Consider the following 26845-nt stretch of genomic DNA (forward strand, 5'->3'; position numbering starts at 1 on the left):
AATTCTTATGAGATAATTCTACACTATATTTTTGTTTGTTTGGGACATAATCAAAAACGGTATAGTAAGACATTATCATAAACGGATCATACCTTTTAATGCCTTAAGATGTTATAAATTGCATATATAAAAAACATGTGTTATACTAATAAAAAATTTACAGTATTTAAGTACTTTTGAAGTACAAGTTTTCTATATATAATGTACTAATTTCTGGGAGGCACTTATGGATGATAACCTTAAGAATAATTTAAGAAAAAGCATGCTTATTATAAGAAAAAATATGCCGAAGCAGAATGCGTGTAACTTTAGCAAAAAAATTATGGACACAATTATTGGATTACCGCAATTTATAAATTGTAAAAACATAATGTTGTACATAAGTTTTAATAATGAGGTGGATACATACAAACTGGCTACCTGGTGCCTTAACAATAATAAAACGGTGATTGCACCATATTGCATAAAATCCAGTCATAAAATAGTACCTTTTATAATAAATAACCTTACAACTGATCTTACTAAATCTACCTTTGGTGTTATGGAGCCAAAATGTGATATATTAATGAAGACAAATATTGAAAATATAGATTTAATAATAGTTCCTGGTGTAGTATTTGACGAAGATTGCAATAGAATTGGTTTCGGTGCTGGCTATTATGATAGATTTCTATCTATGAAAGCAAAGAACACGATTACTATTGGTATATCTTATGACTATCAAATAATTGATAAAGTTCCAACTGATGAGTATGATGTGCCACTCAATTTCATAATAACCGAAAAAAGAATAATATCTTTAAAATAGAAAATTATAAACAGTCTTGTAACATAATTACTATATTTTATTATACTGATGTTGGAGGTGATCCTTTGGGAAAAAAAATAGCTGCTTTTTTTGATATTGATGGCACCCTTTATAGGGAAAGTTTAATGACAGAGGTATTCAAAAAATTAATTAAAAGCGAACTAATAGAAAATGATAAATGGTACAAAGAAGTAAAACCCTATTATGTTAAATGGGATAAACGAATAGGAAATTATGATAATTACCTACTTAAAATGGCTGATATTTATACAGAGGCTATAATTGGACTTCATAGGTCTCAAATTGAGTTTATCGCTAGTCAAATTATAAAACAAAAAGGAGACAGGGTTTATACCTATACTCGTGATAGAATTAAATGGCATAAGAGTCAAGGCCATATAATTATCACCATATCAGGTAGTCCCATCGAGCTTGTACGTGAAATGTCTATAAAATATGGATTTGATGATTACGTAGGAACAAAATATGAATTGAACGAACATAATATGTATACTGGTGGCATTGTTCCTATGTGGGACAGCGTTAGTAAAAAAACTTCAATAGAATACTTTGTGGATAAATATAATATTGATTTGAATAAAAGTTATGCTTATGGAGATACTTCAGGAGATTTCACAATGTTAAACTTAATTCGTCACCCTGTAGCTGTAAATCCTACCAAAGAACTTCTAATAAAAATTTTAGACAATAATGAGTTAAAAGAAAAGATTAATATAATGGTAGAAAGGAAAGATGTTGTTTATAGGCTGCTTCCAGAACATATCCACATATAAATTTTTCCTTATAATGCCCTAAGATTACAATTTTTAAGAGAAGCTAAATGACTTCTCTTAATTCATAAGTTATTTTTTTATAATAAATATCTCTTTATAATTTATATCCTTGTATACTCTCTCCATTTCATTAATAAGTTTTGTGTCTTTATAGTCGTACACAGATATAGCAGTATCTGTACCCCTTTCATACAAACAAATCTGATTTTTAGATACTTGAATTGAATATATATATTTACCCGTGCCATCTCTTAAGCGAATCGAGTAATCGCCACCATTTGTTTCTTGAGTACCTTTTTTACAACTTAGATTCTTAATATACTTCACTATACTTTCCATATCTTGTTTTTTTGTAACTGTTTTTGTCCTACCTAATTCTTTATTTTCACTTCGTATAGTGTAATTGGAAAATTCAATACTTTTAGCTGCTGATATTGGAATATTCTCAAATGGCGTTACCATTTGTTTACTTTCTTGTTTCGCACATGCAGCAAGTAAAAAAACTAACCAAGCACTAATTACAATAAGTGTATACCTCTTTTTCAAAATAACATCCCCCTAAATTTTGTATTTTCGAGTAACCTTATCTAATCATACAGCATATCACTATAATCATTCAATTATTTAACAAAAATACAGAAGTTTAGCATCAAATTTCCAGTTTTAATATTGGATTAGGTCTTCACAAATAGCGGGTTATCCCAATTATCTTCTATCATAAATCTTTCATACCTTATATCTTCAATAATGTCTATTTGAAGCATACGCTTCTTTCTAAAACTTCTTATACACTGAACCATCTTTTTTAGGTTCAAGCATTTCTTGCCCTAAAATAATATGTGGATCAGAACCTACGGTTACACATACTACTGTCCTATGGAAATAATGAGTAACTCCATTCTTATGAGCACGTGAAAAACAATTTTCACAACACTTTTTAGCACTCTCAAACAGCTCCACACCATCTATAGCCACTATTTTTAATCCGTCTAAAGTACCAGTTCTAAACACCTTATTTTTTATCCTCTAATGTATTGATTTTTTCACCTATATGCTATACCTTATTAATATAAGTGAGTAATTACTTTAAATAACTTTTGCCCATTTTATCAGCATCCTTTTTTTGTTTTCGCAAAACTATTATAAAAAGGATGCTTTTATTTTGCAAATTTCTTGACTGTAATTTCCAATAAAAATCGGAATTTATAGTTTTCTTGTTAATCACCAATAAACTATTACATATCAACAGGCTACCGCCTTAAAAAACTTCATGTGCTAAACTTCTGCAAAAATATATATGAATTACTTCTCTAAAGTAAAAAAACTTAGGGGCACATAACAATTATTAATTGTTATATGAACCTAAGAATCTTTTAGATGACTAATAAAATCACATCTAAATAGTAACTATTGAAATTTTGATTTAGTAATTCTTCTTCTACGAATGTAAAATCCTCGTGAACCTACCAGAGATAAAAACCGTGACTGAAAATTTAGTATTAAATTTCTCCAAAAGACTTGCAATGTGAAACGTATAAGCTATTAAAATTGATTTTAGAAATTCTTGTTTTGCGAGTATAAACCTCTTATGACCATAAAAGAAATACATCAATATTAATATGTAATTTCTCAGAAATGACTTGCAATAGAAATGAAGTAACTATTAAATTTTATTTAGTAATTCTTCTTTTGAAAATATAAAATCCCCGTAAGCCTGCCAGGACGGCAGGCTAGCGAACCTGAGGCAGGACGCCGAATGTGAGTGTTAGGGATTTTACATTTTCAAAAGATTAAAATTTCTTAACAAAATTTCTTGTTTCTAATTTCGTTTGCAAGGCATGCCTGAGGGCTTTCACCCCTTATTTACTATATTTCTTTTAATAAATTCGCCATTTCTATTGCAGTTACTGCAGCATCATAACCTTTGTTACCTGCCTTAGTTCCAGCTCTTTCAATAGCCTGCTCAATATTTTCAGTAGTAAGTACACCAAAAATAACTGGAACGCCTGTCTCAAGTGTTACACTTGCAATACCCTTAGTAACCTCACCAGATACATATTCATAATGAGAAGTTGCTCCCCTTATTACTGCTCCTAAACATATTACAGCATCATACTTACCAGACTTAGCCATTTTTTTTGCAACTAAAGGAATTTCAAAAGCACCAGGAACCCATGCAATTTCAACTTCTTCTTCCTCTACGCCATGACGTTTTAAGCCATCTAATGCTCCTGATAATAATTTCCCACCTATAAATTCATTAAATCTTGCTACTATAATTCCAAATTTCAAACCTTGTGCTACTAATTTACCTTCATACACTTTCATCTTTATTCCTCCGATTAATTTATTATTATTTTATATATTATGTTTTAACTTATTTCCTATTTTAATATTATATTTATTTAACTCCTAATATAAATGGCCCATTTTTTCTTTTTTAGTTCTTAAATAAAATTCATCTTTTTCATTATGATTCATAACAATAGGTACTCTTTCAACTATATCAATACCATAACCTGAAATACCAGTTATTTTCTTAGGATTATTAGTCATAAGTCTTATCTTTGTAGCACCTAAAAGTTCCAATATTTGTGTTCCAATTCCATAATCCCTCATATCAACTGGGAATCCTAAAGCTAAATTCGCCTCTGCAGTATCCATTCCTTTATCCTGAAGATTATATGCCCTTAACTTATTTATTAGTCCTATTCCACGTCCTTCTTGCCTCATGTAAAGCATGATTCCATTCTCCTCTTTTGAGATTGCTTTCATTGCAGCATCATATTGTTCCCCACAATCACATCTCATAGATCCTAATGCATCACCAGTAAGACATTCAGAATGCACCCTAACAAGTACTGATTCACTGCTTTTTACATCCCCTTTAACTAATGCTACATGATGTTCTCCATTTATCTTATTTACAAATCCATAAATAGTAAATTGCCCATACCTAGTTGGCATTTCTGCTTGTGTAACCATTTCTACAAGGCATTCAGTTTTTCTTCTATAAGCAATTAGATCAACTATAGTAATTATCTTTAAATCATGTATTTTTACATACTCCATAAGCTGTGGAACCCTAGCCATTGATCCATCTTCATTCATAATTTCACAAATTACACCTGCAGGATATAACCCAGCCATTCTTGCCAAATCCACTGCTGCTTCTGTATGTCCCCCTCTCTCTAGTACTCCACCCTTTTTAGCTGCTAGTGGAAATACATGACCTGGGCTATTAAAATCTTTTGCAGTTGAATCGGGGTCTATTACCTTTAATATAGTAGTTGCTCTTTCTGCTGCTGAAATACCAGTAGTCGCAGTTGTAATATCTATTGACACAGAAAAAGCTGTTCCATGTACATCTGTATTATTTGTAACCATTGGATTTATATTAAGTTTATCTAATCTTTCTTTAACTATAGGCATGCATATAAGTCCACGTGCATATTTTGCCATAAAGTTTATATTTGCCTGAGTAGCTTTTTCGGCAGCTATTATTATATCTCCTTCATTTTCTCTGTCCTCATCATCTACAACAACAACCATTTTTCCATTTTTAATATCCTCTAAAGCCTCTTCAATAGTACTAAATTTATACATTTCTCCACCCCTTATTCATCATTTTCAATGCTGCTATCATTTTCAATACTGTAATATTAACTATCTCTATCCTAATAAAATTTTATACAAATCCATTTTTCTCAAGGAAATCCATACCAATAGATTTCTTTTCTTTTGGAGTTTCTCTATATTGTAATAATTTTTCAACATATTTCGCCATCATATCGCTTTCTAAATTAACCACTTCGCCTATTTTTTTAGTTACTAAAGTAGTTTCACCCTTTGTATGAGGTATAATTGATACTTTAAAAATATTTTCATCTACATATGCTACAGTTAAACTAATTCCATCAATCGCAATTGATCCTTTATGTACAATATATTTTAATATATCCCTTGTAGTTTCCACTGACACCCATGTGGCATTTTCCTCAATTGTTAAATCTACAACGGTTCCAAGTCCATCAATATGACCACTTACTATATGACCTCCTAGTCTATCGCTAGCCCTAAGTGCCCTTTCTAAATTAACGCATGACCCTTGTTTTAGTCCTCCTAAATTACTACATCTCATGGTCTCTGCCATTACATCTACGCTAAAGCTATTTTGATTAAATTCTGTTACAGTAAGGCACACTCCATTAGTGCAAACACTATCACCAATTTTCATGCCACTCATAATTTCTGATGCATCTACAGTAATTCTTGCAGACTTAGTCCCCTTTGCTATAGATTTTATCTTACCAATTTCCTCAATTAAACCTGTAAACATCCGTTCACCTCCCTTATATCTATTAATAAATGATTTACTTTTTAACGTAAGCTTCTATCATAATGTCTTCGTTGAATCTAGATACCTGAATATCTTGCAGCAAAATAGAATCTTTTACAAAATCAATTCCTTTTCCACCTACTGTAGTTTTACCCGAAGTTCCTCCAAATATTTTAGGGGAAATAAAAGTAATAACTTTATCAATAATACCCCCATCTAATGCAGAATAATTTAATGTGCTTCCACCCTCAAGTAAGATGCTATCAATTCCCCTATCACCAAATACTTTCATTAAATAGTTTAAATTTACCCATTTATTTTCACTTGGAGTTATAATAACTTCGGCGCCCTTTTGTTTAATAGCGCAGATTTTAATATCACTTGCAAATTTTGTTGTAACTATAATAGTTTTAGTTTTTTCATCACACTTTAATACCTTCGAATCTAATGGTATTTTTGCTGTGCTATCTATAATTATTCTTATTGGGTTTGTGCTAGTCTTACCTTCCCTTCTTGTGGTAAGCTCTGGATTGTCACTTAAAACAGTCCCTATTCCCACCATAATTCCAGCTACCCTATTCCTTAATTCATGCACATATGCTCTAGATTTTTCATTACTTATCCACTTTGAATCCCCAATAGCAGTTGCTATCTTACCATCTATTGTCATTGCAGTTTTCATAATACAAAATGGTTTTTTCGTTGTTATATATTTTATAAATATTTCATTTGTTTTTCTTATTTCATTCTCGATTATTCCTGTAGTAACCTCTATACCCGCTTTTCTAAGGATTTCTACTCCTTTGCCTGCCACTAGTGGATTAGGATCTATCATCCCGACTATAACTTTAGCTATTTTATTTTTAACAATAGCCTCTGCGCAAGGTGGTGTTTTACCATAGTGTGCACAAGGTTCTAGTGTTACATACATTGTTGCACCTTCTACATCTTCTGTGGCATTTTCAAAAGCGTTAACTTCCGCATGTGGCCCGCCAAAATGTTCATGATATCCTTCTCCAATTATTCTATTATCTTTTACAATAACTGCACCAACCAGTGGATTAGGGTTTACAAAACCTACTGCTTTCTTAGATAACTCAAGTGCTCTGCTCATATAATAACTATCCAAATTATCACCTTCCTAATTCTATAATTATGACATTTCTCTTCATAAATATTTCTTTTCTTAGTATGTATAACTTAGCAAAATCATCTCCTACTGAGCTGCAAACATATAAAATAATAAAAGCCCTGAAAACAATGTTTTCAGGGCTTAATAAACTAATTATATATCAAGTTAAACATCATAAAATGCTGCTTACTAAATATATTAGAATTAAAATACAAAAGTGTTTTTATAACTACATTATATAGTTTATAAATAAAAATCTTTCATATTTATCATCGTTCTCCTTCTCTCATCCAGACTTTACTGTCGGCTCTGGAATTTTACCAGATCTACCTTTCGGCTCGCGGGCTATACCGCCGGTGGGGAAATTAACCCTACCCTGAAGGATCTATTCAATTTTCAATTTCAGAATAACACTTTGCTATTTTAGTGTCAAGTAAATATTTATTTATTTATTGTTTTTTAGTTGATTATTTTTATTATTTATATCATTCGTACGCATATCTTTGTCATTGTCTGTTCTCTTGATTCCTGCTGAAGATAATTGTTCATTAGTTAGTTTTTGCTTTGCGGTCATTAAAAACACTCCCTTTCTTCATTTATATTTTCCACCTAAAGCAAGATTTATACTACAATGGTTTTCTAATATATTTTTTAAAAAATCAATTATATATATTTACACAACTATTTTCAATTTTTGCTTTACAAAGTTAACGTGATAAAGTAAAATGATATTAATAGGAATCATAAAGGAGTGTTCAAAATGAAAATTAAATTTAAATTATTAACGATGGCAATACTTTCAACTGTTATTTTAACTGCTTGTGGAAACACCCCTACAACTGATAATTCACTTACAGATATAAAAGCTAAAAAAGAACTAGTAGTTGGTCTTGATGATAATTTTCCACCAATGGGATTTAGAGATAAAAGTGGTCAAATAGTAGGTTTTGATATTGACATGGCAAAAGAAGTCGGCAAACGAATGGGTGTTAAAGTTACCTTTAAACCTGTAGAATGGGACGGCATTATATTGAGTTTAAACAATAAAGATATTGATCTTATATGGAATGGATTAACCATAACAGATAAAAGAAAAGAACAAATTGCTTTTTCTAAAGTATATGTTCAAAACAAACAAATAATTATTGTAAATAGTAAATCAACGATATCCAAAAAAAATTCTTTGACTGATAAAACTGTAGGACTACAACTTGGAAGTAGCAGTGAAACTGCTCTTGCTAAGGATGTCGCACTTTCTAAATCAGTAAAAGAAATTAAAAAATATTCAAACAATACAGAGGCACTACTCGATTTAAACGCTGGGCGTATCGATGCTGTTGTAGTAGATGAGGTAGTCGGAAGATACTATGTTAGCAAAAAACCTGGCATGTATAAAGTGCTTAATGAAAATCTAGGCGTGGAAGATTATGGAGTAGGGATCAGGAAAAATGATACAGCTCTTACTACAGAAATAAATAAACAACTAGAGGCAATAAAGAAAGATGGAACTTCCAATACTATTTCAAAAAAATGGTTTGGTAAAGACATTATTTACAAATAATAAATTACTACTCAAGCATTCTTTCTTTAGGATGCTTGAGTTACTAACAATAATATTGATTATTTTAAAGGAGTGTTATATTTGGCTAATTATATAGACATTACATCTTATATTCTAAAAGGGGGGCTCCTTACAATTGAGGTATATGTTGCAACAATAATATTTTCTATACCTCTTGGAATACTAGGTGCATTAATTAAAGTCTCTAGTTTGAAAATACTTAACAAAGTTGTGGACATCTACACTTGGTTATTTAGGGGTACCCCATTACTTCTTCAACTTTTTTTCACATATTTTGGACTACCCATTATCGGAATAAAACTTTCTCCTTTTGTTGCAGCCGCTCTTACCTTTTCTTTGAATTACGGAGCTTATTTTACTGAAATATTTAGATCCGGCATTCAATCTATAGATAAAGGACAATATGAGGCTGCAAAAGTATTAGGCATGAGTTATAGACAAACTATGACAAAAATAATACTACCTCAAGCTTTTAAACGAATAATTCCACCTATGTGTAACGAGGGAATTACTCTAATAAAAGATACTGCTTTACTCGCTGCAATCGGACTTCAAGATATACTAAGAGCTGCTAGAGAAATTGTAACTCGCGATTTTACAATTACTCCTTTTATTATTGCCGCAATAATATATTTAATATTTACTTCTGTAGTTGTAATGGCTTTTAAAAAGCTTGAAAAAAAATATTCAGTTTACGAATAAAAAAGCCCGCGACATATAAAGGATGGTGCTAATATGGATTTTCTTAAGATATCTAATATAAATAAAAGTTACGGTGAAAACCAGGTTTTAAAAAATGTATCCCTAAATCTAAAAAAAGGCGAAGTAATGTCAATTATTGGCCCCTCTGGTTCTGGAAAAAGTACACTACTTAGATGCATAAGCTCCCTTGAACATATGGATAGTGGAGTTATAGACTTCAATGGTGTTACTATTGCCAAGGCTCAAGAGAAATTTAATAATGTCGAAGTTATTAATGCTTATAAAAAAATAGGAATGGTATTTCAAAACTTTAATTTATTTCCTCACAAAACTGTGCTAGATAATATAATTGAAGCTCCTATTATAGTAAATCATATAGACAAAAAAGCCGCTATAGAAATTGCAAAAAAACTACTTGTAAAAGTTGATTTATTGGATAAAATTGATGCTTATCCTTGCACCCTCTCTGGTGGTCAAAAGCAGAGAATTGCTATCGCTAGGTGCCTTGCTATGAATCCTGATTTAATTCTATTTGATGAGCCAACCTCAGCATTAGATCCTAAACTTGTAAGCGAAGTATTAAAGGTAATAAGGTCTCTTGCAGTGGATAAAATATCTTTAATAGTAGTTACTCACGAAATGCAATTTGCTAGAGAAATATCAGATAAAATTATATTTATGGAAAATGGAGAGGTATTAGAAAACTCCACTCCGGAAGTTTTATTTACTAATCCTAACAATGAAAGAATAAAACATTTTCTAAATTTATAATAAAATAAGAGTAACCCATGAACTTTCTCCTGCGTGAATTGAAATAAGATATTGAAACGTGAAATTCCAATTCACTTCCGGAGAGAGTTCATACTATTATGCAATTATTCTAAGATGGATGGCGTAGAAGTACAAAAACTGCTTAAATTTTCATTTCCTTATGTTTTTGAATTACACCCCATAAAATATCAATAATTATGCCTACTAAAATCCCTATAGCGTATCCTAAGAAATCACTCCATGAAAATACATACCCTAATACCAATCCACCTAAAGTTGTTTCTCTGATGTTATCTATAAAGCTAGCATGATATAATTGGCTTATCTCAATAAGATAGCAAAATGATATTCCGATTATTGCAACTACCTTTGTCTTCATCTCTCTAAAAACAAAACCTAAAGCAATAAAAACCATTAACGCCCATAGAGCATCACCCAAATATAGATTCATATAATTCGGTATGACATTAGCCATCCTTCTAGAGTATAACCCTAAACTAATTACAATTATTGTCATGCCCGCATACAATAGCCTATCCCGTTTGTATGTCATACCTGTACCTTATTATGTTTTTTTCTATATTCAGCAAATGCATATCCACAAATACATAACTGAATTATACTTAAAACCATAATTTCCACAGTTGCTAAGAATGTTTCTTCTAAAATTATTACTTGGGAAATAATACTCATAAATAATAATCCACCCATTATAGCAGAGACAACCCAAAACCTACTATTACCTTTTCTAAAACTTAAGATTGCGGCTATAATATTTCCAAATCCAAATAATACTATTGCGATAATACCAGGAAAAATCCAATTTTCAAAAGGAACTTTAGATAGCCACTCTTTAGGATACTCAGTAAACATTCCACCGCTTGAACTTATCATCATTCCTCCAATATAAATAGCACCTAATGCTAAAACTAAGTCATAAAAACCCAATAAATTTGCTTTTATTTTTTTCAATTTCTACTACCTCCCTTAAATAAATCCCTGCTTATTTTTTCCAATTTACATTGTCTCCTTTTACTCTATAACTTTTCCAGCCCTAAATTTAGAATAATTAAATTCATACCAAGAACGCTTTTGTGATAAATCCTTCTGAACATTTTTTAAATAATTATTAACTTCACTGGCTAGCTTAATATTAGGATCGTTTTTAAGTCTTACTATTTCTGGAATAGCGTCATAGGATAAAGTTTCTAAATAAAGGACATCTATCCTCTGAGTTTTATAATATATATCTATATTCTTTCCAGCAATGATTTTATCCACATTTACAAAGTTTAATAAGACATACATAATCAAAACAACTACTATTAAAACCTTATTTAGTTTCATTTTTCTATTCCAAATACCAATTAGCGCTACTATAAATAACATAAACAACATAAGCATAAATATATGCACAAAAATCCTTAAATATGTGAATCCATAAATTTGTTCATATAAAGACATCTTAAAATGAGCTGAAAATAACATATTAATTGTAAAGCCCACAAGTAAAGTTAATAATACATTAGATATTATATTTGTAACCTTGTTATAAGTTTTGATAAATTTCATACTACAGAGTAATATTGTAAAATTAATTATCGTAACAATAAAAAGCTCAAAGAATCCTTTTCTTGCATACTGTGAATATGTGAATTTAAGTGGAAGAAAGTTACTAGCCCCACCGTAAAGATAGGAAAACTGAACTATTGAAAATAAAAGATACACTATATTTATCATAAAAATAATTGTTAATACGGTAACAGGTTCCCATAAAATATCTTTTTTAATATCGACATTCTCTTCATCATTATATTTAAAGCTCCATATATATGAAAATATAATAAAGAAAACCATAATAACAACTAACAAATGACTTATAATTTTCCATACTTTTATATTCTCAAATACACTTGAAATATTTATTATATAATTCTTGAATACCATATCTGCTGACGTTAATAACATTAAAATAACAATTAATAATGGTATGGAAATAATTAGTCCTCTTAAAATATTTCTGTTCATAGATCTTTTTTCTGCATTTCTCACATTTATACTTCGTTTAACAAATATAAAAGGTTTTAAAACATTTTCTGGAATAGCTTCAATTACTCTGCTTAGTGATTTTAATATTATCATTTTAGAATTCCATTTTATATTATCATATCTAATTAATACCGTACTTAGAGTTATAAGTACCAATATCATAATTGCATTAAAATAGTTTAAAATGTTATTTGAATGAATAGCATAATTTAATGTAAGCAGTAATGTAGGAACAATTATATTTAAACCAATATTTTTTTCAAATAAAACCTTCTCCCTAATACTCCATAAAAAAAAGCACATAAACATAATATAAAAAATCACAATAGAAAGACCATATTCTTTACCATTAAAAAAAGCATCATAAATAATTGCTAAAATAACTGTTATACCTATAGTATATATTTTCTCTTTCAGGCTAATTTTCGAATCTATAATTCTAATTTCTTGCCTTTGTTTTTCCTTTGATAATTTAATATTATCTTTTATAGTAATATCTTTAACATCCTTACTCTCCATTTTAATCTCCTCCATAATTTAGTACTATTGTTAATAAAATGTTAATATAATATATTTCCTGTACTAATATTTTTACAATTTCAATCATACTACTATATTGATTATTTTTCAATATATTTTTATTGTTATTCAATAAAAATATATTAAAGAACAGTGTTTTCAGAACCCCCTAATTGTAAAGTATAAATAATATCTTTCAATTACTGTACAAGCAATATAAGTCTATCTTTTAATTGTTGATTTTGATATAATGTTAATTGATACTTATGAATGTTGATAATTTTGTATGTTTTATATAATATATATTAATTAAATATTTCTAATAAAATAAATTTTTAGTGTACCATAGAGAGGATGATTAAATAAAATGCTTTATTATTTAGCGAATTCTATGAATTTGGGATTGAATCAATTTTTTATATTAATTTCAAAATCTTCAGACCCTACTTTCCAGGTTTTTATAAGCGCATTGGTTTTTATTGTATTATATCTTTACAATAATAAACTTGAAGCCATTTGTTGTGTATTTAATATTGGAGTTACTGGTTTTACCAACTTAGTGCTTAAAAACATAATAAAAAGACCTAGGCCCGTTGGAATACAATTAATTGAAGCTCATGGATATAGTTTCCCTAGTGGCCATTCCTCTATTTCTACAGCTATAGGTATTGTTTTTATTTACTTTATACTTAAACGAATGAAAAATAAAAAATTTGCATATTTAATTAGTGGTTTTTTACTTCTCTATTTAATTCTTGTTGGAATTAGCAGGGTTTATGTTGGTGATCACTATCCAACAGATGTTCTTGGCGGATGGGTTATTGCCCTAATATGGTCCTATATCTCTATTACTACTTATAATTTTTGTATGAAAAAAGGTGTAAATAAATATTTAGATAAACATTTTACTTTTAGACTTAAAATGTTTAAAAACAAATCAAAATTTATGTAAATATAATCAATAAATAATATAAACTAAAATAAGCTAACAAAATGATAAATCATTTTGTTAGCTTATTTTTTTTGCAATCACATCTTTAATTTTTTATACCATTCATCACTTAACTGTATTTCCCTTTTGATTCTTTTTCTGAGTTTTGTCTTTTGTATCTTTTGAACCTGATCTTTTTTCTGTACCTTTTTTAGCCATGTTAATCATCCTTTCAAAATGTATTTCCTCTAATATTATTTACATAATATTTGATTTAATACTTTTAATTTATTGATTAACATGAATAAATTTATTTGTAAATTTCCATGTCAGCTATTGCCTTTTCAACAAGGTTATCAATATCTAAAACTGATTCTGACTTAATTATCTCAACTAATCTTGGTTTTGTTTTTGGATGTTTTGGAACAAAAATTGTGCAACAATCCTCATAAGGTAGAATTGAGGTTTCATAAGTATCTATTTTTCTTGATACCTCTATAATATCAATCTTATCCATAGCAACTAATGGTCTAAACACCGGTCTATCAGCCACATCATCACTTACTACAAGACCTTCCATAGTTTGACTAGCTACTTGCCCAATGCTTTCCCCTGTAGTTACTGAATTTATACCATATTTTTCAGCAAGAGAACATGCAAGCCTCATCATAAATCTTCTCATTATTATTGTTAATTCATCTTCTCTGCATTTATCTATAATTTCCATTTGAATTTCAGTAAATGGCACTACATACAGTGTTAATTTTCCAGTATATCCTTTTAAAATATTAGTTAATTGCTTTACCTTATCCTTTGCTCTCTCACTAGTATACGGATGACTATGATAATAAACTGCATGCACTTCTACTCCACGCCTTGCCATCATATAACCTGCTACAGGTGAATCTATACCTCCTGATAACATAAGCATGGTACTACCATTCATTCCATAAGGTAATCCACACACGCCCTTTATACGTTTTGAATAGATATATGCCATTTTTCTTATTTCAATATTTATAACACATTCTGGATTATGTACATCTACAGTTACATTTTCATTACTTTTTAATATGCATCCCCCTACTTTTCTACTTACATCCATAGACCCTGGGGTAAAGCTTTTGTTTGCTCTATTAGTTTCTACCTTAAATGTTTTAGCTGGGCTATCTACCATTTCTAAAACTGCTTGCTTTTCAATTTCTTCAAGTGTAGCTTCAACTTGCGTAACCTCACATACTTCCATTACTCCAAAAACATTTTTAACCTTGTTTATGATAGTATCTAGTTGCTCTGAGTATATAAACCATCTTCCTTGGTCCTCAACAAATTCGTATTCTAAGCCTTTAATTACATTTTTTATATTATCTTTAAGTTTTTTTTCAAATTTACCTCTATTGAGCCCCTTCAAAAATATCTCCGGCGCAAATTTTACAAGTATTAATTTTCTCATCTTTTGACACTCCTCGTTTCTTATAATTGTATTTTCATCTAATCATTAACTGATTTATCTTTTATTCATTTTTCTTAAAAACTTTAGTGACTTATTTAATTCGATTATAACATAGTCTACTTCATCTTTATTATTGTATTCGGAAAAACTAAATCTTATAGTTCCTACTTGCTCAACGTCCGTCCTGCCAATAGCTTTTAATATTTCACTGCTTTTATGGCTTTTTGCTGAACATGCAGAGCCTGTAGACACATATATGCCCTTTTGTTCTAATGCATGAAGAAGCACCTCTCCTTTTACACCTTTAAAGGTCACACTTAAAATATAAGGTGTAAAGTAAGGTTCTAGTGGACTATTGATTATAACACCATCTACCTCTTTAAGTTTTTCTATAAAATATTTCTTTACCTCTAAAACTTTATTAAAATTTTCATGTTGATTTTTAAATACTATCTGTGCCGCCTCATTAAAACCCGCAATACCTGCAAGATTTTCTGTACCGGATCTTAAATTTTTTTCTTGACCTCCACCATTTATTAGGCTAGTAGGTATAAGTCCCTTTTTTATATATGCAAATCCGACCCCACGTGGTCCGTGTATTTTATGCGCACTTGTAGATAATAAATCAATATTAGACTTTTGTACATCAATAGGAATTTTCCCATAGCTTTGTACTGCATCTACATGAAATTTAACCCTATTACTTTTTTCTTTAATTAATTTTCCAATTAACTCAATATCCTGCACTACTCCTATTTCATTGTTAACATGCATTACACTAACAACTTGAGTATCCTTAGTTACACTTCCTATAAGAGCATCTATATCAATCCTACCACTATCATCTACATCAATATAAGAAACCTTTATTCCTGAATCTTCAAGGGCTTTAAAAGTGTTAAGTATACTTGGATGTTCAATTTTAGTAGTTATTATATCAGCATTTAATTTATTCGAAGATGGTTTAGCAAACCCTTTTATAAGGAAGTTATTACTTTCACTGCCTCCTGATGTAAATATTATCTCCTCACTACTAGCATTTATACTTTTAGCAATACTCGAGCGCATCTCCCTAAGTTTTTGCTCTGCCTTAAACCCTAAACTATGTGCTGAAGATGGATTTCCATAATAATTTCTCATAGTACTCCCGAGTGTCTCAATAACCTCCTCATAAGGTTTAGTTGTTGCACTGTTATCTAAATATATTTCCATGTTTTTATCTCTCTCCTCTTAAATATCTTATGTGAAGCTACAGCCATTTTCTGCGAAGCTGTATTAAAAACTATACTTTGATTATATCATAAAATAATTTAGTTGTAGCTACAAAATATAGACATAAAGTAATCAATAAACAGCTATTAGAATCACTAATTACCTTAAATAAAAGTATATTTCAAAAAAATGGTATAGAAGGGGCTTGCATTTTCCGTACTGGTCAATAACTAAAAAGCTAATCATAAATTACTTTCGTATGCAATATCTAAAGTATGTAAATTGGTAGACGATAATATAAAATGATACTTACTTTACTTAATATTCATAATATATAAATTAACTACAAAGGAGATAACTTTATGATAACAAATGTTAAAAGAATAAGCATTTATGATCTAAAACCAGATATGATTTTAGCTGAAAATTTAATGTTAAACGGACTAACCTTAGTTGCAAAAAAAACTACACTAAATGCTATTATGATTAAAAAGATAATTGAATTTTACCCATCTAACACTATATATATTTATGTAAATCAAGAAAAGATCCTAACCCCAAGTGTTCAAGATTCAAACGAACAGAATTTAAATAAAACTGAAATTTTATTAAATAATTTTTCAAATAACATATACAAGTTTTTAAATAACATCGATGGAAACTCCAAATTGGACTTAACAGAAATAAGAATTATGTCTAAAGAAATTTTAGATAAGAATAATGATTACATTTCTATTTTAAAAAGTATAACAAATTCTAGAAATATAGATGAGTACCTAACTCGGCATTGCGTAAATGTTGCTTTTTTAAGTTCTATATTAGGTAAATGGCTTAACTTACCTCAAAAAGATTTAACGCTTTTGACATATGCAGCCTTTCTTCACGATATCGGCAAGGTAAAAGTTAACCAAAAAATATTAAATAAACCCTCAAAACTGACAAAATTAGAATTTGAGGAAATAAAAAAGCATTCAGTTTACTCTTATGAGCTTGTGCGCACTATTCCTTATTTAGACGAATCCGTAAGTCTCGCTGTACTTATGCATCACGAGCGTTTAGATGGTTCAGGATATCCTCTTCATTTAAAAAAGGATAGAATTAATATTTTTGCAAAGATAATCGCAATTACCGATACATTCGATGCTATGACATCAGACAAAGTCTATAGTAAAAAACAAAACCCCTTTAAAGTATTAGAAATAATGCAATATGAATGCATGGCTACACTAGATTATAATTATCTAACTACTTTTATAAAACAAATGTTAAATTACTATACAGGAGAGATGGTGAAACTTAGCGATAATCGTATTGGTAAAATAGTAAAAACAGATATAAATAATATTTCTAGTCCTCTTATATCAGTAGATTCGATTTTTATAGATTTAAAAAATGAAAAAGACTTATTTATTACAGATCTCGTACCTTAGGATATAACCGCATTAAAAATGCTAGATTCAATCATTGAGCATTTTTTAAAGGAGTGATAACTATGAAAAATGTTTTAAAGGAAAAGAGTATCCTCGCTGATATGTCTTTGCTAATAGTGGCACTTATTTGGGGTGGTGGCTTTATAGCTGTAAAAGGGGCTTTAGATAGTGTTTCCCCTTTTTATATAATGGCAATACGTTTTAGTATTTCAGTGCTAATCATGTTATTAGTTTTCAGAAAAAAGATTAAATATATTACTAAAAACTATCTATTTATTGGAACTATAGTTGGGGTTCTTCTATTTTTAGGCTTTGCCGCTCAAACTATTGGTATGAAATATACAACAGCTGGTAAAAATGCTTTTTTAACTGGAACTAATGTAGTTATTGTCCCCTTTCTTTATTGGATAATTAGTAAGAAAAGACCAGATGCTTTTTCACTAATATCTGCTTTTCTATGTTTTATTGGTATAGGGATGCTTACCATAGATTCCGGTATACATATTGGCCTAGGGGATGGCTTAACATTATTATGTGCAGTCTTTTACGCGGCTCACATTGTTTCCGTTGGTTTTTTTGCAAGGAAGGTTGATGTTATTTTACTTGTGATAATACAGTTAGGTGCCTGCGCCCTATTCTCAATTATTGCAGCTTTAATATTTGAACCAATGCCACATTCAATAAACTCAGGTACAATGTTCGCACTTATCTATTTAGGAATTTTTAGTACAATGCTTGCATTTATTGTACAAAATGTAGCGCAAAAATATACCACTTCTACCCATACTGCTATTATTTTATGTTTAGAATCAGTTTTTGGTTGTATTTTATCTGTTGTAATGCTTCATGAAATATTTACATCAAAAATGATACTCGGATGTTTAACTATATTCCTTGCAATTATAACAACTGAGACTAAATGGAATTTCTTAAAATTCAAAAAAATAGAAAGAACTAACATGTGATGTAATTAATAGCCACCAGCTTATACAAGCAGGTGGCTATTAATTACAAACCCCTTAGACTTCTTATATTTCAATAATATGATATCTAAACGCATTTATAACCGTAGTATTATTATACATCCTTACCCTGTCTTTTTTCCCATAGTCCAAATGCTGATGACCATAGAAAAAATATTTTGGAGAATATTTATCTAAGATATTTATAAATGTTTCAAATCCTGTGTGGCAAGGGTCTTCTCCATCTCCCATGCCTTTTGCTGGTGAATGTGTTACTAATATATCAAATCCTTTTTTTCTCCATAAACACATTTTTAATTTTGAAATTCTTTTTTGCATTGCCCTTTCCGTATATTGAAAAGGTCCTTTATTATAGGCAATTGATCCACCAAGTCCTAGTATTCTAATATTTTTATACACTATTACCTTATCATCAATAGGTATACATCCACCTGGTGGTTTTTCCAGGAAAGATCCATCATGATTACCATTAACATAAAATATAGGAGCTTTAATCATATCAGCTAAAAATTCTAAATAATCTGCTTTTAAATCTCCACAAGAAATTACAATTTCAATATCTTTAAATCTCTCATGATCAAAATGTTCCCAAATATAATCATCTTCAACATCTGAAACTAATAAAACCTTAATTTTAAACACCTACTTATCTTTCGAATATTTTGTTCAATTCTTTGGAATTTCACCAACAACATTATCTACAAACCATTCCATATATAACATATCCTCATAATTTCCTATGTCACCATCATCTATTCTAATTTGACCTGACCTATCGAATATTGGCCCAGCAAAAGTATGAAATTTATTTTCAATAATCATCTCTCGCATTATATCTACTAATTTTTGAGTTTGAATTGGAACATTATGCTTAGAATATATAATATCCACAAGTTCCGAGTCCATACCCCACCAAAAGCTTACACGTTTAGACTCAGTGCTAAAAATTCCCTTAAAACTACCATTTACGATATTTCTAAGTATTTTCTCATAAAACTGACCCCAATCCCATGTAATTAAAGCATAATTTACCTCTGGTATCCATTTTGTCTCATTCTCATTATATTTTAATGAGTATAGCCCAAAATCTCTTGAGCCTTTACCTAAAGCTATTAGATCATTTTGCATTATGAGGTCCGCTCCACGACTTTGAAGTTCTTGCATTAATTGTTTTGAATGACTTACATCTCCACTTTGATTAAGCCATGAAATTAAAACCTTTGCATTAGAATTTACAGTTTTAACACCAAGTGCAAAAGCATTGATTCCTGTTATAATCTCTGTTTCATTATAAGTATCTATATATCCTATTATGTTTGATTTAGTAATAGCGCCTGCTATAAGCCCGAGTAAAAATCTTGGTTCATGAGACCTCCCAAAGTAAGTACTTACATTTCTGTATGCTTTTACTGGAGAACAGTTAAAGAACTTAATATTGTCGTACTTAAGGGCCGCTCTAAGAGTTATATTAAGATAAGATGGACATGTAGTAAATATAATATCATAATCCTCTTCACACAATTTACTTAGCCTTTCATAACCATCCTCATCATCAGTATCATTAAAATTATCTATAACAAAAGTTTCTATTTCACTACCCAATTGTTGCTGTGCATATATTCTTCCTAAGTTATGGACATAAGTCCAACCTGATGTATCAATAGTTTTTTCAAAAACAAAAGCTACCTTTAATTTTTTAGAGGTCGTCACTAGATTTGTAATTGATGTTATAACATTTTTCTTATGGACATCAAATGGCTCAGTTTGAATATCAACAGCATTATTTTTTGTAAGTATCCTAAGCTCGGATAAAAACTTCTCAACTCTTACTTTTCTTTTTGTTTCTATGAATTCATTTGAAATGCCATAAATTTTTACATATTCTAAAAACGCGTCTCCAGTAGTAATATCTAGTTTATCTCCCCCTAATTCATAAAATGTGTTCCTAAAAGGGAAATACACATTTTTTATAAAATGCTTATATTTATTTGAAAATAAATAAAGCTTTGGCTTATATTCATCTAAATACTTACCGAGTAGAGTAAAACTACCTTCCTTTGAAAACCAAATGTCATTTATGCCTGTCTTATTATTAAATTCTAAAAATTCGTAATATATTATATTATTTAAATCATTTTCATCCCTTTTAGGAACTAGCCGAGTAACCTCTCCATCTATTGAATAAGCATCTACATATTTAAGTATACTTACACGCTTATTTCCTTCCATAACATAGAATTCATTCATATACTCATATATTTTTATAGGGTCATCTATTCCATCCTTAATATGATAAGCATACACAGCCTCCCATTTCGAAGCAAACTCACTAGAAATACTAGCTAGAGGAAGAAAGTTATTTGCAAAATCTCTACTTCTTGTATAGAAATAAGTTCCTATTATCTTTTTTAGTGGAATATTTTTTAAGCCCAAGGGTATTTCTGCTACTATGTCTATTTTCTTTAAAATACTATCTAATGATGATATATGTCCTGAGTTTCCTCTTAATATGTCTGCACTATATTTAGCTTTAGCTAATCTATTTGCTTTTTTATACTCATCAACAGATGAAAAATTCATCATACACTCACTCCCCTACTTTTTGACTCTTAATAACTATTACCACAATAATTCATTATTGTATATATTATAGTATATTAAAAAAATTTTTACCATTAATTAAAATATAAAATAGCTATATATATAAATATATTGTGTTATCCTAAGTTAACTATTTTATAAAAGTTCATTAATATATGAATTGAAAGAATTATAATGTTATAATATAGATGTACATATTTAATATAATTTGAGATACTGTGCTATAAAACATAGATTAAATTAATAAACTTAAAATTTGATAAGAAGGCGTTTACGTGAAATGGATACGAAAAGATGTATTTAATTTAGCAATACCAATAATAACAGAACAATTATTTGTTATTTCGCTTGGTATGATAAATACTATGATGGCAGGGCATATAGGAGCAGAAGCAGTTTCTGCAATTGGAATGGTAGATTCAGTAAATAATATTTTTATAGCATTCTTTTCAGCTCTCGCAATTGGGGGCATGGTCGTTATAGCTCAATTTATTGGACAAGGAAATATAAAAAAGGCTAATGCTGCAATGCAGCAAGCTCTTTTTTCTGGACTTATAATTACTTTTGTTATAACTATTATAATGTTTATATTCCAAGGTCCTTTAATTGGAATGTTATTTGGCTCAGCCGACCCTAAAGTAATAAGTAATGCCCATACATATTTAGGCATAACTTTACTTACTTATCCACTAATAACAATTGATTTGATATCAAATGGACTTCTGCGTGGAGCCGGAGACACAAAAACTCCTATGAAGATCAGTATTTTTATGAATATTATAAACGTAATCTTAACGTACACTTTTATAAATATACTACATATGGGAATAATGGGAGCTGCCCTTGGCATCGCCATTGCTAGGGTTAGTGGAGGCATTATTATCTTATTTGTACTTTTACGTGGTTCAAAGATTTTAAAGCTTACAAATGTAAAAGGGTTCAAATTTGATAAATCATTATTAAAACTCATATTTGGCATTGGAATACCTGCAAGTATAGAGTCGCTACTTTTTAATGGTGGAAAGTTAATCACTCAAATTTATATAGTAGATATGGGAACTATAGCAGTTGCCGCAAACGCTATTGCTGGCTCAGTTGCAACTATGCTTAATGTTCCAGGAAATTCACTATGTATTGCAGCAACCGCTCTTGTTGGAAACCATATGGGAAGAGGAGAAAGTAAAGAGGCAGGAAGTGATCTCGCATATATTACAAAACTATCGACTTTTGCTTTAATTGCTATAGCATTAATATTCATACCATTTGCAGGAAAAGTAACATCACTATTTATTACTAATAAGGAAATAATACACTTAGCCTCAACCGTCCTTATAGTAAACTCAGCATGTATCCCCTTATGGTCTATATCATTTGTGCTTCCTGCAGGGCTGAAAGGTGCAGGCGATGTTAAATATACACTGATAACTTCAATTATAGGCATGTGGTTATTTAGAATTACTTTAGGTTATTTACTAGGTGTTGTATTAAAATTTGGACTTGTAGGTGTATGGTTAGGCATGATTGTTGATTGGTTAGTTCGTGGCACGCTCTACCTTATCAGATTTAAAAAAGGAAAATGGAAAAGTAAAACTGTAATAAAACTGCAGGCAAACTCCTCACATTAATATTGCAGTCACCCAGGAGATAATTTAATATTTTGTTAATATATAGGACTATAAAACATGTTATAATTAAATAACTAATAAACCCAAATAAAGAACTTTAAAGGATGGTTGAACTATGAACATAGCTTTCTTTCTTACACCTAAAAATGAAGTTATTTATGAAAAACCAAGTTCTACAATGAGACAAGCTTTGGAACGAATGGAGTACCATAGATATACTTCTGTGCCCTTAGTAAATGAATCCGGTCACTATGTAGGTACCTTAACTGAAGGTGACTTATTATGGAAATTAAAGAACACTCCAGATTTAAGTTTTAATGATACAAATAAAATTACAATTGGAGATATACCAAGACATGTTAAAAACAAATCAGTATTAATTAATGCAAATATAGAGAGTTTAATATCACTAGCAAAAGATCAAAACTTTGTCCCCGTTATAGATGATAATGGTGTTTTTATAGGAATAATTAAAAGAAGTGTTATAATAACTTATTGTTATGATTTATTATACGAAAACGATGAATTTAAAAATTTGATTTAATCCATAATAATAAACAAAACACCTACTCTTGCACAAATGGCTAGAGTGGGTGTTTTAATTTTATAGTAAGCTTGCTGCTTCTTTGTCTATAATAATAGTTACATCATTGTGAAGTTGAAGAATTGAAGCAGGAATACTCGGATTAATTTTTCCATTAACTGCTTTTGCTATAGCTTCAGCTTTATTTAATCCATTTGCAAGTAGAATTATTTTTTTAGAGTTCATTATTGTCTTTATACCCATGCTTATCGCTTTTACTGGAACATCCTCTATTGACTTAAAAAACCTAGAATTAGCTTCTATTGTTTGTTCATTAAGATTTACTAAATGCGTCTGCGCTTCAAAATTTACATTTGGTTCATTAAACCCGATGTGTCCATTTCCACCTATACCTAAAACTTGCATATCTATGCCACCAAGTGTTTTAATTTTATTTTCGTATAGCAAACAAAAATCATTTACATCCTTAACCATGCCATCAGGCATATTAACATTATTTTTACTTATATCTACCTTATCAAATAGATTCTTGTTCATAAAGCTATAATAACTTTGTGGATTTTCCGGGTCAAGTCCATAATATTCATCTAAGTTAAAAGTTCTAACCTCTTTAAAATCCACTTCTTTTTTGTTATACAGCCTAACTAATTCCTCATACATACCTAAAGGAGTATCTCCAGTCGCAAGACCTATTACACTATCTGGCTTTAACGTAACCTGACTTGTTATCATTAAAGCCGCTCTTTTACTCATTTCCTCATAATTATCTACAACTATTATTCTCATATTGGCACCACCTTATAATATTACTCAAAATCTTACTTTTAAGCTTCGTACACTATTTTTCCTTCAACTATTGTAAAAGACACATCTATATCATCATTAAAAATTGCTATATCCGCATCATACCCAATTTCTAAACTTCCCTTTTTGTTATCCATATTAATTACCTTTGCTGGATTATGTGTTGCCATTGCAACAACATCGTAAATTTCTAAATCACTGTTACGAAGCATATTGAGTATTGCCTTGTTTAGAGTCAAAACACTACCTGCAAGTGTTCCATCCTCAAGTCTTGCAGCTCCATTTTTAACTATTACCTTTTGTCCTCCAAGCTCAGATACGCCACTCTTAATACATCCGGCTCTCATAGAATCTGTTATAAGAACCATTCTATCCGTGTGTACAAGATTTATTAGTATATTAAAAATCGCAGGATGAACATGTATTAAATCTGCTATTAACTCGCAGGATATATCACTTGTAAAAATTGCGCCTACAATCCCTGGTTTTCTGTGATTAAATGGAGTCATTGCATTAAAAATATGCGTCGCATGTGATATTCCATCATCAATTGCTTTCATAGTTTCCTCAAAACTTGCGTCAGAGTGACCTACTGATAATGTAATTTTAGAATTCTCTTTGACTTTTTTTATAAAACTATGATCTATATCTTTTTCAGGTGCAAGTGTTATAATTTTAATAATATCTAAATAATCCTTTATAATATCATAATCAGGCTTTATAATATTATTTGCCTTTTGAGCCCCTTTATACTTTTCATTTATAAAAGGTCCCTCCACATGTACTCCTAGAATTTTTGCTCCCCTAGTCTCTATTCCCATTTCTTCTCGAACAACATCTAACGCTTTATATATGCTAGCATCATCCATAGTCATTGTAGTAGGCAAATAGCCAGTTACTCCATTTTCAGCTATGGTATTACCTATAATTTTAAGGGCCTTCTTTGTAGCATCCATAGTATCATAACCACCACTGCCATGAATATGAATATCAATAAAACCTGGTGATACGAATCTCCCCTTAGCATCTATCACATTTATTTCTTCCCTGCACTCTTCTTTATATTGATGAAAGTTATCATTATCTATAATGCCAATAATTTTTAGATCAAAGACTATTACGCTATTATAAATAATTCTATCTTTCATAATAATTTTTCCATTAATTATAGCTTTAATATTAATCACCCCATCAAATATTTTAGTCTTTTTTATTATTATAATTTTTGCTTTACTTAATACTTATTTTAATGTTATTTGATATTTATACTTATCACTTCTATATATTGCTTTGGTATATTCGATTGGGGTTCCATTTTCTAAATATGTGGTTCTCCTAAATGTTAACGCCAAAGCATATTTATCTTGATTTAGGAGCTCGCTGTCATATTCGTTAAGCATTATAGGTTCAATTATTTGCTTAGCCTTATAAGGATAGTATCCATATTTTTCACGAAATATACTAAACAGTGATTTCCCCTCTACCATATCCCTTGTCATTCCATCAAATAAGCAATACGGAAGCCATGCTGTTTCAATTGCTACCGGTTGCTGATCTGCAAACCTCAATCTTTTAATTTCAATAATTTTATTCTCATTTTCTGGCATTTTAAGTTCAAGCATACATTGCTTTGTTGCATCTATAATATCAAAAGATAATATTTTAGTTTTTGATATTATACCATTGTCCTGCATTTGCTCACTAAAACCTTTAAGCAGTGAAATCTCACGATTAACCTTTGCAATAGACACAAACGTCCCTTTGCCCTGTTGCCTATAAATAAGTCCCTCATTTACAAGAGACATAATAGCCTTATTAACTGTCATTCTACTAACACCTTGTACTTTGCATAATTCTCTTTCTGTTGGAATTGAATCTCCAGGCTTTAATACTTCATTTTCAATCATTTCTTGTAATATTTCTTTTATTTGGTAATGAAGTGGTATAGGATTATCCTTCGAAACTTTTTTCAAAATTTTCCTCCTCACTTACAACTAAATTTATTTACATAACACTAGTTGACATGTTGTTATGTTGTTATGTTGTATATACCAATTATATTTCAAATCTACTATTAATGCAAGATTTTTATTTTAACATTAATGGAAATATAAAACGGAATAGTTATTGTGGTATTACAAAAATGTAAGGTGAAAGATCAAAATGTAAGCCGAAGCAATGGCGGTGTATTTTGATTCTTTGTATACTAAGAGTATAAAATACATTCAAAACAATTAATGCTAACGAGAGGTATTTATTTTTAATCGCTTTATAGAATACTTATAATTACCTATTATTAGAAAAGTATATTAAATGAAAGGGTGATAAATATGAATAAAAATAATTACATTTTACAAACAAAAAATCTTTGCAAGACTTTTAAAAAGCAGTGTGCAGTAAACAACATTTCATTATCCATCGAGAAAAATTCTGTATATGGATTGCTTGGACCAAATGGGGCAGGAAAATCAACTTTATTAAAAATGATTACAGGAATGCTTCATCCAACATCAGGAGAAATTATTTTTGAGGATCATGCTTGGAGCAGGAATGATCTTTCTAATAT

Annotated in this window: 28 protein-coding genes and 1 riboswitch; of the genes, 11 read left to right on the forward strand and 17 right to left on the reverse strand. The window is 29.9% G+C overall.

Going from position 1 to position 26845, the window contains the following annotated elements; all coding sequences use genetic code 11:
- Nucleotides 1-226 precede the first annotated feature (226 nt).
- Both KPL54_RS24665 and KPL54_RS24670 read left to right on the forward strand, forming a co-directional pair.
- Nucleotides 227-808: a 5-formyltetrahydrofolate cyclo-ligase gene (locus tag KPL54_RS24665; RefSeq protein WP_216109151.1), complete on the forward strand. Its 582-nt coding sequence runs from the start codon at nucleotides 227-229 to the stop codon at nucleotides 806-808.
- Nucleotides 809-873: 65 nt separating this feature from the next.
- Nucleotides 874-1602 carry an HAD-IB family hydrolase gene (locus KPL54_RS24670; protein ID WP_216109152.1) on the forward strand — a complete coding sequence of 243 codons (729 nt, stop codon included), beginning with the start codon at nucleotides 874-876 and terminating at the stop codon, nucleotides 1600-1602.
- 69 nt (nucleotides 1603-1671) lie between these two features.
- Here the strand turns inward: KPL54_RS24670 and KPL54_RS24675 are convergent, their stop codons facing one another.
- From KPL54_RS24675 to KPL54_RS26670, 7 genes are all read right to left on the reverse strand, one after another.
- Complete coding sequence (locus KPL54_RS24675; RefSeq protein WP_216109153.1) at nucleotides 1672-2148, reverse strand: hypothetical protein; 477 nt, start codon at nucleotides 2146-2148, stop codon at nucleotides 1672-1674.
- Nucleotides 2149-2376: 228 nt separating this feature from the next.
- Complete coding sequence (locus KPL54_RS24680; RefSeq protein ID WP_253203773.1) at nucleotides 2377-2613, reverse strand: hypothetical protein; 237 nt, start codon at nucleotides 2611-2613, stop codon at nucleotides 2377-2379.
- An 855-nt stretch (nucleotides 2614-3468) separates the two neighbouring features.
- Nucleotides 3469-3930, reverse strand: coding sequence for a 6,7-dimethyl-8-ribityllumazine synthase (ribH, locus tag KPL54_RS24685; RefSeq protein WP_216109154.1), 462 nt, complete (start codon nucleotides 3928-3930; stop codon nucleotides 3469-3471).
- Nucleotides 3931-4014: 84 nt separating this feature from the next.
- Nucleotides 4015-5208 carry a bifunctional 3,4-dihydroxy-2-butanone-4-phosphate synthase/GTP cyclohydrolase II gene (locus tag KPL54_RS24690; RefSeq protein ID WP_216109155.1) on the reverse strand — a complete coding sequence of 398 codons (1194 nt, stop codon included), beginning with the start codon at nucleotides 5206-5208 and terminating at the stop codon, nucleotides 4015-4017.
- An 82-nt stretch (nucleotides 5209-5290) separates the two neighbouring features.
- Nucleotides 5291-5941 (reverse strand): riboflavin synthase, encoded by a 651-nt coding sequence (locus tag KPL54_RS24695; protein ID WP_216109156.1) that lies wholly within the window; start codon nucleotides 5939-5941, stop codon nucleotides 5291-5293.
- Between the two features lie 34 nt (nucleotides 5942-5975).
- A complete protein-coding gene (gene ribD, locus KPL54_RS24700; RefSeq protein WP_216109157.1) occupies nucleotides 5976-7070 on the reverse strand; it encodes a bifunctional diaminohydroxyphosphoribosylaminopyrimidine deaminase/5-amino-6-(5-phosphoribosylamino)uracil reductase RibD in 1095 nt (364 codons plus the stop codon).
- A 277-nt stretch (nucleotides 7071-7347) separates the two neighbouring features.
- Nucleotides 7348-7461: riboswitch (FMN riboswitch) on the reverse strand.
- A gap of 57 nt (nucleotides 7462-7518) precedes the next feature.
- Entirely contained in the window at nucleotides 7519-7647 is a 129-nt protein-coding gene (locus tag KPL54_RS26670; protein ID WP_268037401.1) for a hypothetical protein, read from the reverse strand.
- Nucleotides 7648-7824: 177 nt separating this feature from the next.
- On the opposite strand from KPL54_RS26670, the gene KPL54_RS24705 reads away from it, so the two are divergent.
- The 3 genes from KPL54_RS24705 to KPL54_RS24715 all read left to right on the forward strand — a co-directional run bounded on the left by KPL54_RS24705 (nucleotide 7825) and on the right by KPL54_RS24715 (nucleotide 10128).
- Nucleotides 7825-8634 carry an amino acid ABC transporter substrate-binding protein gene (locus KPL54_RS24705; RefSeq protein ID WP_216109158.1) on the forward strand — a complete coding sequence of 270 codons (810 nt, stop codon included), beginning with the start codon at nucleotides 7825-7827 and terminating at the stop codon, nucleotides 8632-8634.
- 81 nt (nucleotides 8635-8715) lie between these two features.
- Complete coding sequence (locus KPL54_RS24710) at nucleotides 8716-9357, forward strand: amino acid ABC transporter permease (protein WP_216109159.1); 642 nt, start codon at nucleotides 8716-8718, stop codon at nucleotides 9355-9357.
- A gap of 33 nt (nucleotides 9358-9390) precedes the next feature.
- Nucleotides 9391-10128: an amino acid ABC transporter ATP-binding protein gene (locus tag KPL54_RS24715; protein WP_216109160.1), complete on the forward strand. Its 738-nt coding sequence runs from the start codon at nucleotides 9391-9393 to the stop codon at nucleotides 10126-10128.
- A 142-nt stretch (nucleotides 10129-10270) separates the two neighbouring features.
- On the opposite strand, the gene KPL54_RS24720 is transcribed toward KPL54_RS24715, so the two are convergent.
- The 3 genes from KPL54_RS24720 to KPL54_RS24730 are packed head-to-tail and all read right to left on the reverse strand — an operon-like array spanning nucleotide 10271 to nucleotide 12696.
- Nucleotides 10271-10681, reverse strand: a complete 411-nt coding sequence (locus tag KPL54_RS24720; RefSeq protein ID WP_216109161.1) for a ribosomal maturation YjgA family protein — start codon at nucleotides 10679-10681, stop codon at nucleotides 10271-10273.
- Nucleotides 10678-11100 (reverse strand): hypothetical protein, encoded by a 423-nt coding sequence (locus KPL54_RS24725; RefSeq protein WP_216109162.1) that lies wholly within the window; start codon nucleotides 11098-11100, stop codon nucleotides 10678-10680. The genes KPL54_RS24720 and KPL54_RS24725 overlap by 4 nt, the downstream gene beginning before the upstream one ends.
- A 60-nt stretch (nucleotides 11101-11160) precedes the next feature.
- Nucleotides 11161-12696: a DUF4153 domain-containing protein gene (locus KPL54_RS24730; RefSeq protein WP_216109163.1), complete on the reverse strand. Its 1536-nt coding sequence runs from the start codon at nucleotides 12694-12696 to the stop codon at nucleotides 11161-11163.
- Between the two features lie 367 nt (nucleotides 12697-13063).
- Between KPL54_RS24730 and KPL54_RS24735 the strand changes: the two genes are divergently transcribed.
- The gene (locus tag KPL54_RS24735) at nucleotides 13064-13648 is read left to right on the forward strand and encodes a phosphatase PAP2 family protein (protein ID WP_216109164.1); all 585 of its coding nucleotides are present in this window, start codon (nucleotides 13064-13066) and stop codon (nucleotides 13646-13648) included.
- Nucleotides 13649-13937: 289 nt separating this feature from the next.
- On the opposite strand, the gene thiI is transcribed toward KPL54_RS24735, so the two are convergent.
- A complete protein-coding gene (gene thiI / locus KPL54_RS24740; protein ID WP_216109165.1) occupies nucleotides 13938-15080 on the reverse strand; it encodes a tRNA uracil 4-sulfurtransferase ThiI in 1143 nt (380 codons plus the stop codon).
- Nucleotides 15081-15134: 54 nt separating this feature from the next.
- Nucleotides 15135-16292 carry a cysteine desulfurase family protein gene (locus tag KPL54_RS24745; protein ID WP_216109166.1) on the reverse strand — a complete coding sequence of 386 codons (1158 nt, stop codon included), beginning with the start codon at nucleotides 16290-16292 and terminating at the stop codon, nucleotides 15135-15137.
- Nucleotides 16293-16654: 362 nt separating this feature from the next.
- Between KPL54_RS24745 and KPL54_RS24750 the strand changes: the two genes are divergently transcribed.
- The gene (locus tag KPL54_RS24750; protein ID WP_216109167.1) at nucleotides 16655-17722 is read left to right on the forward strand and encodes an HD-GYP domain-containing protein; all 1068 of its coding nucleotides are present in this window, start codon (nucleotides 16655-16657) and stop codon (nucleotides 17720-17722) included.
- Between the two features lie 62 nt (nucleotides 17723-17784).
- Complete coding sequence (locus KPL54_RS24755) at nucleotides 17785-18687, forward strand: DMT family transporter (protein WP_216109168.1); 903 nt, start codon at nucleotides 17785-17787, stop codon at nucleotides 18685-18687.
- A gap of 63 nt (nucleotides 18688-18750) precedes the next feature.
- Here KPL54_RS24755 and KPL54_RS24760 read toward each other — a convergent pair whose 3' ends face one another.
- Nucleotides 18751-19347 (reverse strand): metallophosphoesterase family protein, encoded by a 597-nt coding sequence (locus KPL54_RS24760; protein WP_268037396.1) that lies wholly within the window; start codon nucleotides 19345-19347, stop codon nucleotides 18751-18753.
- A gap of 24 nt (nucleotides 19348-19371) precedes the next feature.
- Entirely contained in the window at nucleotides 19372-21288 is a 1917-nt protein-coding gene (locus tag KPL54_RS24765; protein ID WP_216109169.1) for a BMP family ABC transporter substrate-binding protein, read from the reverse strand.
- Between the two features lie 293 nt (nucleotides 21289-21581).
- On the opposite strand from KPL54_RS24765, the gene KPL54_RS24770 reads away from it, so the two are divergent.
- Together KPL54_RS24770 and KPL54_RS24775 are read left to right on the forward strand one after the other, a co-directional pair.
- On the forward strand, nucleotides 21582-22931 hold the full coding sequence (locus KPL54_RS24770; protein ID WP_216109170.1) for an MATE family efflux transporter: 1350 nt from the start codon (nucleotides 21582-21584) through the stop codon (nucleotides 22929-22931).
- A gap of 115 nt (nucleotides 22932-23046) precedes the next feature.
- Nucleotides 23047-23475, forward strand: a complete 429-nt coding sequence (locus KPL54_RS24775) for a CBS domain-containing protein (protein ID WP_216109171.1) — start codon at nucleotides 23047-23049, stop codon at nucleotides 23473-23475.
- A 60-nt stretch (nucleotides 23476-23535) separates the two neighbouring features.
- Here the strand turns inward: KPL54_RS24775 and nagB are convergent, their stop codons facing one another.
- The 3 genes from nagB to KPL54_RS24790 all read right to left on the reverse strand — a co-directional run bounded on the left by nagB (nucleotide 23536) and on the right by KPL54_RS24790 (nucleotide 26255).
- Entirely contained in the window at nucleotides 23536-24261 is a 726-nt protein-coding gene (gene nagB, locus KPL54_RS24780) for a glucosamine-6-phosphate deaminase (protein WP_216109172.1), read from the reverse strand.
- Nucleotides 24262-24299: 38 nt separating this feature from the next.
- Complete coding sequence (gene nagA, locus KPL54_RS24785; protein ID WP_216109175.1) at nucleotides 24300-25457, reverse strand: N-acetylglucosamine-6-phosphate deacetylase; 1158 nt, start codon at nucleotides 25455-25457, stop codon at nucleotides 24300-24302.
- Nucleotides 25458-25520: 63 nt separating this feature from the next.
- A complete protein-coding gene (locus KPL54_RS24790; protein WP_216109176.1) occupies nucleotides 25521-26255 on the reverse strand; it encodes a GntR family transcriptional regulator in 735 nt (244 codons plus the stop codon).
- 354 nt (nucleotides 26256-26609) lie between these two features.
- On the opposite strand from KPL54_RS24790, the gene KPL54_RS24795 reads away from it, so the two are divergent.
- The coding region (locus tag KPL54_RS24795) for an ATP-binding cassette domain-containing protein (RefSeq protein WP_216109173.1) at nucleotides 26610-26845 on the forward strand (236 nt) is incomplete at its 3' end.

Origin of the sequence: Clostridium estertheticum, assembly GCF_018861295.1 — a bacterium.
Lineage (GTDB): Bacteria > Bacillota > Clostridia > Clostridiales > Clostridiaceae > Clostridium_AD > Clostridium_AD estertheticum_D.

Excerpts from the sequence above, each read along its gene's own strand:
- KPL54_RS24665 (WP_216109151.1), top strand. The coding sequence starts at position 227 with ATGGATGATAACCTTAAGAATAATTTAAGAAAAAGCATGCTTATTATA.
- ribH (WP_216109154.1), bottom strand. The coding sequence starts at position 3,930 with ATGAAAGTGTATGAAGGTAAATTAGTAGCACAAGGTTTGAAATTTGGA.
- KPL54_RS24690 (WP_216109155.1), bottom strand. The coding sequence starts at position 5,208 with ATGTATAAATTTAGTACTATTGAAGAGGCTTTAGAGGATATTAAAAAT.
- KPL54_RS24695 (WP_216109156.1), bottom strand. The coding sequence starts at position 5,941 with ATGTTTACAGGTTTAATTGAGGAAATTGGTAAGATAAAATCTATAGCA.
- KPL54_RS26670 (WP_268037401.1), bottom strand. The coding sequence starts at position 7,647 with ATGACCGCAAAGCAAAAACTAACTAATGAACAATTATCTTCAGCAGGA.
- KPL54_RS24715 (WP_216109160.1), top strand. The coding sequence starts at position 9,391 with ATGGATTTTCTTAAGATATCTAATATAAATAAAAGTTACGGTGAAAAC.
- KPL54_RS24720 (WP_216109161.1), bottom strand. The coding sequence starts at position 10,681 with ATGACATACAAACGGGATAGGCTATTGTATGCGGGCATGACAATAATT.
- KPL54_RS24730 (WP_216109163.1), bottom strand. The coding sequence starts at position 12,696 with ATGGAGAGTAAGGATGTTAAAGATATTACTATAAAAGATAATATTAAA.
- KPL54_RS24735 (WP_216109164.1), top strand. The coding sequence starts at position 13,064 with ATGCTTTATTATTTAGCGAATTCTATGAATTTGGGATTGAATCAATTT.
- thiI (WP_216109165.1), bottom strand. The coding sequence starts at position 15,080 with ATGAGAAAATTAATACTTGTAAAATTTGCGCCGGAGATATTTTTGAAG.
- KPL54_RS24745 (WP_216109166.1), bottom strand. The coding sequence starts at position 16,292 with ATGGAAATATATTTAGATAACAGTGCAACAACTAAACCTTATGAGGAG.
- KPL54_RS24750 (WP_216109167.1), top strand. The coding sequence starts at position 16,655 with ATGATAACAAATGTTAAAAGAATAAGCATTTATGATCTAAAACCAGAT.
- KPL54_RS24755 (WP_216109168.1), top strand. The coding sequence starts at position 17,785 with ATGAAAAATGTTTTAAAGGAAAAGAGTATCCTCGCTGATATGTCTTTG.
- KPL54_RS24765 (WP_216109169.1), bottom strand. The coding sequence starts at position 21,288 with ATGATGAATTTTTCATCTGTTGATGAGTATAAAAAAGCAAATAGATTA.
- KPL54_RS24775 (WP_216109171.1), top strand. The coding sequence starts at position 23,047 with ATGAACATAGCTTTCTTTCTTACACCTAAAAATGAAGTTATTTATGAA.
- nagB (WP_216109172.1), bottom strand. The coding sequence starts at position 24,261 with ATGAGAATAATAGTTGTAGATAATTATGAGGAAATGAGTAAAAGAGCG.